The 7,020-nt window shown below is 61.4% G+C and carries 6 protein-coding genes (1 of these 6 running past the window's edge); 2 read left to right on the forward strand and 4 right to left on the reverse strand.

The annotated features are described in order from the left end of the window. Nucleotides 1–31 precede the first annotated feature (31 nt). The gene (locus NMA58_RS20545; protein ID WP_434711743.1) at nt 32–2,203 is read left to right on the forward strand and encodes a malate synthase G; all 2,172 of its coding nucleotides are present in this window, start codon (nt 32–34) and stop codon (nt 2,201–2,203) included. 69 nt (nt 2,204–2,272) lie between these two features. Here NMA58_RS20545 and NMA58_RS20550 read toward each other — a convergent pair whose 3' ends face one another. Continuing rightward, entirely contained in the window at nt 2,273–2,956 is a 684-nt protein-coding gene (locus NMA58_RS20550; protein ID WP_011423457.1) for a L,D-transpeptidase, read from the reverse strand. Between the two features lie 179 nt (nt 2,957–3,135). On the opposite strand from NMA58_RS20550, the gene NMA58_RS20555 reads away from it, so the two are divergent. After that, nucleotides 3,136–3,630: an MmcB family DNA repair protein gene (locus NMA58_RS20555; RefSeq protein WP_085776462.1), complete on the forward strand. Its 495-nt coding sequence runs from the start codon at nt 3,136–3,138 to the stop codon at nt 3,628–3,630. A 12-nt stretch (nt 3,631–3,642) separates the two neighbouring features. On the opposite strand, the gene NMA58_RS20560 is transcribed toward NMA58_RS20555, so the two are convergent. The 3 genes from NMA58_RS20560 to hrpB all read right to left on the reverse strand — a co-directional run. Next, the gene (locus NMA58_RS20560) at nt 3,643–4,221 is read right to left on the reverse strand and encodes an ActR/PrrA/RegA family redox response regulator transcription factor (protein ID WP_097601342.1); all 579 of its coding nucleotides are present in this window, start codon (nt 4,219–4,221) and stop codon (nt 3,643–3,645) included. Nucleotides 4,222–4,289: 68 nt separating this feature from the next. Beyond that, nucleotides 4,290–5,618, reverse strand: a complete 1,329-nt coding sequence (locus NMA58_RS20565) for an ActS/PrrB/RegB family redox-sensitive histidine kinase (protein WP_085776464.1) — start codon at nt 5,616–5,618, stop codon at nt 4,290–4,292. A 21-nt stretch (nt 5,619–5,639) separates the two neighbouring features. Beyond that, on the reverse strand, nt 5,640–7,020 hold the 3' portion of the coding sequence (hrpB, locus tag NMA58_RS20570; protein WP_434711745.1) for an ATP-dependent helicase HrpB. The gene runs 1,085 nt beyond the window's last position; only the last 1,381 of its 2,466 coding nucleotides appear in the window; its start codon lies off the right edge, out of view — the gene reads right to left on this strand; it ends in the stop codon at nt 5,640–5,642.

Here is a 7,020-nt window from a genome sequence, read left to right on the forward strand (position 1 = left end):
CATTCACAGGCGCTGCCAGGGAGAATATCGCATGAGCCGCATTGATAAGAACGGTCTTGCCATCGAAACCGTCCTCCACGATTTCCTGACGCAGGAGGTTCTGCCGGGTCTGGCGATCGATGTGGACAGGTTCTTTGCCGATTTTTCGGCGATCGTTCACGATCTCGCCCCGCGCAATCGCGCACTGCTGGCCAAACGCGACGAGCTGCAGACGAAGATTGATGACTGGTATCGCCAGCATGGCGCCCCGTCGGATATGGACGACTATCAATCCTTTCTACGCAGCATCGGCTACCTCCTGCCGGAAGGATCGGACTTCCAGGTCTCGACCGAAAACGTCGATCCCGAGATCGCCTCGATCGCCGGTCCGCAGCTCGTCGTTCCCGTGATGAATGCCCGCTACGCTTTGAACGCCGCCAACGCTCGCTGGGGCTCGCTCTATGATGCGCTTTATGGCACCGACGCCATTCCCGAGAGCGACGGCGCCGAGAAGGGTAAGGGGTATAATCCGAAGCGCGGCGAAAAGGTCATCGCCTGGGTGCGAGATTTCCTCGATACGGCGACGCCGCTGCAGGACGGCAGCTGGAAGGATGTCGGCAGCTTCGCCGTCAAGGACGGAATGCTCGTCGTCAGATCGGTGGACGGCGAGCAGACAATGCTCAGAGACGGCCGGCATTTTGCCGGCTATCGCGGCGATGCCACCACGCCGAGCCATATTCTCCTGAAGAACAACGGCATTCATATCGATATCGTCATCGACCCGACGACGGCGATCGGTAAGGCCGATCCGGCCCATATTTCCGATGTCTGGCTGGAATCGGCGATCACCACGATCATGGACTGCGAGGATTCGATTGCAGCCGTCGACGCCGAAGACAAGGTGATCGTCTATCGCAACTGGCTCGGCTTGATGAAGGGCGATCTGCAGGAAGAGGTGGCAAAGGGCGGAACGACCTTCATCCGCAAGCTCAACCCGGATCTGGACTATACCGGCCCGGACGGCGCTTCGTTCGAGGTGCATCGCCGTTCGTTGATGCTGGTGCGCAATGTTGGCCACCTGATGACCAATCCCGCGATCCTCGACAAGGACGGCAACGAAGTGCCCGAGGGCATCATGGATGCCATCATCACTGCTCTGATCGCGCTTTACGATATCGGTCCCGCCGGCCGGAAGAAGAATTCCCGCACCGGCTCCATGTATGTGGTGAAGCCGAAGATGCATGGGCCAGAAGAGGTCGCCTTCGCCGTCGAGATTTTCTCCCGGGTCGAAGACGCGCTCGGCATGGCGCGCAACACCATCAAGATGGGCATCATGGACGAGGAGCGGCGCACGACGGTCAATCTCAAGGAGTGCATTCGTGCCGCCCGCGAGCGCGTCGTCTTCATCAACACCGGTTTCCTCGACCGCACCGGCGACGAGATCCATACTTCGATGGAAGCCGGTCCGATGATTCGCAAGGGCGATATGCGCCAGGCAGCGTGGATATCGGCCTATGAGAACTGGAACGTTGACATCGGTCTGGAATGCGGCCTTTCCGGCCACGCCCAGATCGGCAAAGGCATGTGGGCGATGCCGGATCTGATGGCGGCGATGCTGGAACAGAAGATCGCCCATCCGAAGGCCGGCGCCAACACCGCCTGGGTGCCGTCACCGACGGCCGCAACCCTGCATGCCACCCATTATCACCGCGTCAACGTCGCTCGGGTTCAGCAGGGGCTGAAGGACCGGGCTCGCGCCAAGCTTTCCGACATTCTCTCCGTGCCGGTTGCGGTGCGGCCGAACTGGACTCCCGAGGAAATCCAGCGGGAACTCGACAACAATGCCCAGGGTATCCTTGGTTATGTCGTGCGCTGGATCGATCAGGGCGTCGGCTGCTCGAAAGTGCCTGATATCAACAATATCGGCCTGATGGAGGATCGCGCCACCTTGCGCATTTCGGCCCAGCACATGGCGAATTGGCTGCATCACCAAGTCGTCACCGAAGCTCAGATCGTCGAAACGATGAAACGCATGGCTGCCGTCGTCGACCGACAGAACCAATCCGATCCAGCCTACCGGCCGATGGCCGGCAATTTCGATGATTCGATCGCCTTCCAGGCCGCGCTCGATCTCGTCCTTAAGGGCAGGGAGCAACCGAACGGCTATACCGAACCGGTGCTTCACCGCCGCCGCCTCGAGCTCAAGGCGAAACAATCGGTGTAACCGAGAATACAAAAAGGCCGCCGGGACGATAGTCCGGCGGCCTTTTTTATACCGAATTCGATATCTAGCCTACTGGATGACGATGACCTTGGAGGTCCCCTTGCCGGGGCGGACGCGGCTGTAGAGGTCGATGACGTCCTGGTTCATCAGGCGAATGCAGCCCGAGGAAGCGGCGGTGCCGATCGAAGCCCATTCCGGCGTGCCGTGCAGGCGGAACAGGGTGTCCTTGCCGTCGTCGTTGAAGAGATACATGGCGCGCGCGCCGAGCGGATTGCTGAGACCGGGGCCCATGCCCTCCTCGACGTATTTGGCGACGTCGGGGCGGCGTTCAGCCATTTCCTTCGGCGGGTGCCAGGTCGGCCATTCCTGTTTCCAGGCGACATAGGCAGTGCCGGCCCATGCGAAGCCCTGCTTGCCGACGCCGATGCCGTAGCGCATCGCCTTGCCGTTCGGCAGGATGTAATAGAGGAAGCGCTCGCGCGTGTTGACGATGATGGTGCCTGGACGCTCGGTGGTCTGGTAGCTGACGACCTGGCGGCGGAACTGCGGCTTGACCCTGTCGATCGGGATCGCCGGCAGGGAGTATCCGGCATCCTTCGTCACGCCATAGGCGTCGTTGAAGATTTGAGCTGTCTGTACCGTCGGGCCTGCGCCCTTGTCGTCGACGGATGCGCTTTCGGAATTGGTGGAGCAGCCGGCCAGTGCGAGTGTCGTCAGCAGGCCAAATACAGGGAATGCGTTGCGGATGCGCATAGATAACTCTTGAAGTTTTCGGGCGAGGAGAACAGTCTTTCGACCATCGTTGATTATGGTTTATTTTCGATTAACTTGCGCTTTGCAAGACTGCTTCGGCGCGAGGAATCCGTCTGCCGCGCAAATTAAAAGCGCATGGTTTTTTTGCAACAACACACCCGGCTCGGCGATGGTTATCCATGACGATTTTGAGCGTTTACAATAACAATCCGTTAATCGATGGCCGGCAATCGGACAGGGCCATGATGGTGCGGCGCGGAACGCAGATATTGCTGCACGAAATGCGCCATGCGGTGCTGCCGGAACTGCCGCTCGCCAGCGGCCGACGCGCCGATCTGATCACGCTTTCGGAAAAGGGCGAAGTTTGGATCATCGAAATCAAGACATCGATCGAGGATTTCCGAGTGGATCGCAAATGGCCGGAATACAGGCTGCATTGCGACCGCCTGTTCTTTGCGACTCATGAAGGTGTGCCGCTTGACATTTTTCCCGAGGAATGCGGGCTCTTCCTCTCGGATGGCTATGGCGCCCATATGATCCGCGAGGCGCCGGAACACCGCATGGCACCGGCCACGCGCAAATCCGTCACGCTCAGTTTCTCGCGCGCCGCTGCGCAAAGGCTGATGATGGCCGAATGGGCGAACGGAAAACCATTCACTGCGGATGATGTCTGACGAAGGTTTCGTCTATTTCGGCGCGCGTTTGGCAAGGATGCGCTGCAGCGTTCGCCGGTGCATGTTGAGCCGACGTGCTGTTTCCGAGACATTGCGCTCGCACATCTCGTAGACCCGCTGGATGTGCTCCCAGCGCACCCGATCGGCCGACATCGGATTCTCCGGCAGCTCAGCCTTTTCGCCCGGCCGTTGCGTCAGCGCTGAAAAGACCTCGTCGGCGTCCGCGGGCTTGGCCAGATAATCGACGGCTCCGAGTTTTACGGCCGTCACCGCTGTTGCGATATTGCCGTAGCCGGTCAGCACGATGATCCGGGTATCGTCGCGCCGCTGCCGGATCGCTTCGATGACGTCGAGGCCGTTGCCGTCGCCGAGGCGAAGGTCGACCACCGCATATTTCGGCGGCCTGCCTTTCGATTTCGCAACGCCTTCCGCCACTGATTCGGCCGTCTCCACGTCGAAACCGCGGGTCTCCATCGCCCGTGCGAGACGGCGCAGGAAGGGCCCGTCGTCGTCAACGATCAGCAGGCTGGCGTCGGGCCCGATATGGTCTTCATCCGATGTGGCGAAATTTCCATGATTCTGTTCTGTCATCGTCTCGGGTCCCGGCGGTTGCGCCTGATCCTGGTCAACCGTTTCTCATTCTACTTATGCCCACAAACTCATTTTGTCGAATTTGCGTCGATCAGCATTCGCGGCCATTCGATGCGGATGCGCGCGCCGGCTCTTTCCGGCTCTCGGTTCTCGAAAACCAGCGATGCGCCCGAGCGCTCCAGCAGTGTCTTGGCGATGAAAAGTCCGAGCCCGAGGCCGCCGGCCGTATCTTCCTTCTGCCGCTTGGTCACATAGGGCTCGCCGATGCGCGTCAGGATGTCAGGCGAATAACCATTGCCGTCGTCTTCGATGACGATCAATACTTTGTCTTGATCGTGCTCGACGGTGACGGTCACTTTCTCCCTGGCATAATCGACGGCATTTTCGATGAGGTTTCCGAGCCCGTACATGATGCCGGCATTGCGATCGGTGACCGGCTCGCTCTTGCGCGGGCTCTTCTCGATGAGCTCGAGCGTGATGCCGAATTCCCGGTGCGGTGCGACGACTTCTTCGATCATGGAGGAAAGCGGCAGCCGGCGCATATGCGCCTCGCCTTCGGAGGAGAGCGTCGTCAGCCGCCGCAGAATGTCACGGCAGCGTTCGCTCTGGCTTCGCAGCAGCATGACATCCTCGCGGAAGCGATCATCATCCTTGAGCTCGCGCTCCATTTCCTTGGCGACGACGCTGATCGTGGCAAGCGGCGTGCCGAGTTCATGAGCGGCGGCCGCAGCCAGACCGTCCAGCTGCGAAAGATGCTTTTCCCGCTGCAGCACCAGTTCGGTCGCGGCGAGCGCATCGGCAAGCTGGCTCGCTTCCATCGAGACGCGATAGGCATAGAAGGCGGCAAAGGCCATGGTCGAGGCGATCGAGCACCAGACGCCGAACTGCATGACATTATGGACATTGATCTCGACCCCGTCGAACCAGGGGAGCGGGAAAGGCGAAAAGGCAAGCACTGTAATGCAGACCATGGCAAAGCCGATCAGTGCCGTGCTGTAGCGGATTGGCTGTGAGGCGAAAGAGATGATGACGGGCACGCAGACGAGTGCGGCGAACGGATTGGCGAGGCCGCCCGTGATGAAGAGCAGCGCACAAAGCTGCAGAAGATCGAAGCCGAGCAAAGCGAAGGCGGCCGGCGGCTCCAGCCGATGCGTCGGCGGATAGCGGATTGTCAGGTAGAAATTCACCCAGGCAAGGGCGGCGATCAGCAAAGAGCTGGCGATCAGCGGCAAGGGAAATTTCAGCCAGAAAGCGACGATGAACACCGTCAGCGCCTGGCCGCCGACTGCAAGCCAGCGAAGCCGCACCAGCGTCTGTAGCCGCAGCCTGCGGCTGCTGTGCCGGTCTTCCAGCGTATGGCTTTCGGTCTTGTCGATGACACCGGGCTTGTCGATCATGCCGGGGCTCCTTGATGGCTCTCATGTACCACGTGGTTTTGCCCGTGTCGTCGGCAACGCCTCTTCCGGCCGCTCCGGCCAGGGGTGGCGGGGATAGCGTCCACGCATCTCGGCGCGCACGTCCTTCCATGAGCCCACCCAGAAGCCGGGCAGGTCGCGTGTCGTCTGGATCGGCCGGTGCGCCGGTGACGTCAGCTCCAGGAGTAGCGGCAGGCGCCCTCCGGCGACCGCCGGATGCTGCTTGAGCCCGAACAGCTCCTGCACGCGGATCGTCAGGACCGGCTCCTCGCCCTCATATTGGATGGGATGTTTTTGACCGGTCGGCGCCTCGAAATGCGTCGGAGCAAGCCGGCTAAGATCGCGCTGCAGCTCGTGTGGTACCAACGACATCAGGCCGTTCGAAAGCCCTGCCGCAGAGACCTCGGAAAGGCTACGGGCGTCCTCCTGGAAGGGAGCGAACCAATCCTCCAGCCGAGAAAGCAAAGCATCGTCGCTGACATCGGGCCAGGGATCACCGATCGTCCGATGAAGAAAACCGATCCGTTCGCGGAGCTGCATGGCCTCCTTCGAGAAGGCGAGCTGATCAAGCCCCAATTCGCGCACGCCCTCCATCAGCGCCTGAGTGACGGCGGCTCCGGAAGGACGCGGCAAGGGCGTCTCTTCGAAGACGATTCCGCCAAGCCGAGTTGCCCGCCGCGCCCGCACCTGCCGGCTTTGCCGGTCGAAGAATATCTGGTCATCGGTTCTGATCTCGCCAGGCAGTTCGGCTTCGATATCCGCACGTGTCACTTCCGCTGCCGCCAGAATCCGCCCCTGCACCGCGCGCCCGGTGAGATCGGCGATGACGAGCATCTGGCTGCCGGCGAGCCGCTCGGTCTCCGGCAGTTCCGCTCCCCGCCCGTTCGCCATGACGAATCGCCCGCGCCCCCCGCGCTGAAGCGCGATCCGATCTGGGAATGCGTGCAGCAGCAGCTGACCCGCCAATACGGGTGCGGCTGTTGTGACGGGCTCGAGACCGGCGGCCAGTCGTCCAGCCAGCCGCCGCGAGGCGTCGGCTCTGTCACCGCGCTCGGCTTTGAATCGCCGCAGCCGGTCCTCAATGTCGATGCTTGATCCGCCAAGCCCCTGTTCGGTCAGGAGCACGGCAATCATCGCCGCCTCCCGGGCATGGCCCGATTCGCCTGATGAGACGACCATGGCGGCAAGTCGCGGCGGCAAAGCGAGATCGCGCATCATCTTGCCACGGGCAGTCAACGCGCCATCCTTGTCGAGCGCTCCGAGCTGACCGAGCAGCGCCCGCGCTTCCTTAAGCGTCGTTTCCGGCGGCTGATCGACGAAGGCAAGGGACGCGGGATCCTGGACCCCCCAATGCGCGAGATCGAGCACCAGGCCGGAGAGGTCG

It is taken from the genome of Rhizobium sp. YTUHZ045 (assembly GCF_051124255.1).
Classification (GTDB): Bacteria; Pseudomonadota; Alphaproteobacteria; order Rhizobiales; family Rhizobiaceae; genus Rhizobium.

Bases quoted from the DNA above. Each gene is read 5' to 3' on its own strand.
- NMA58_RS20545 (WP_434711743.1), top strand. From the start codon at position 32: ATGAGCCGCATTGATAAGAACGGTCTTGCCATCGAAACCGTCCTCCAC.
- NMA58_RS20550 (WP_011423457.1), bottom strand. From the start codon at position 2,956: ATGCGCATCCGCAACGCATTCCCTGTATTTGGCCTGCTGACGACACTC.
- NMA58_RS20555 (WP_085776462.1), top strand. From the start codon at position 3,136: ATGACGATTTTGAGCGTTTACAATAACAATCCGTTAATCGATGGCCGG.
- NMA58_RS20560 (WP_097601342.1), bottom strand. From the start codon at position 4,221: ATGACAGAACAGAATCATGGAAATTTCGCCACATCGGATGAAGACCAT.
- NMA58_RS20565 (WP_085776464.1), bottom strand. From the start codon at position 5,618: ATGATCGACAAGCCCGGTGTCATCGACAAGACCGAAAGCCATACGCTG.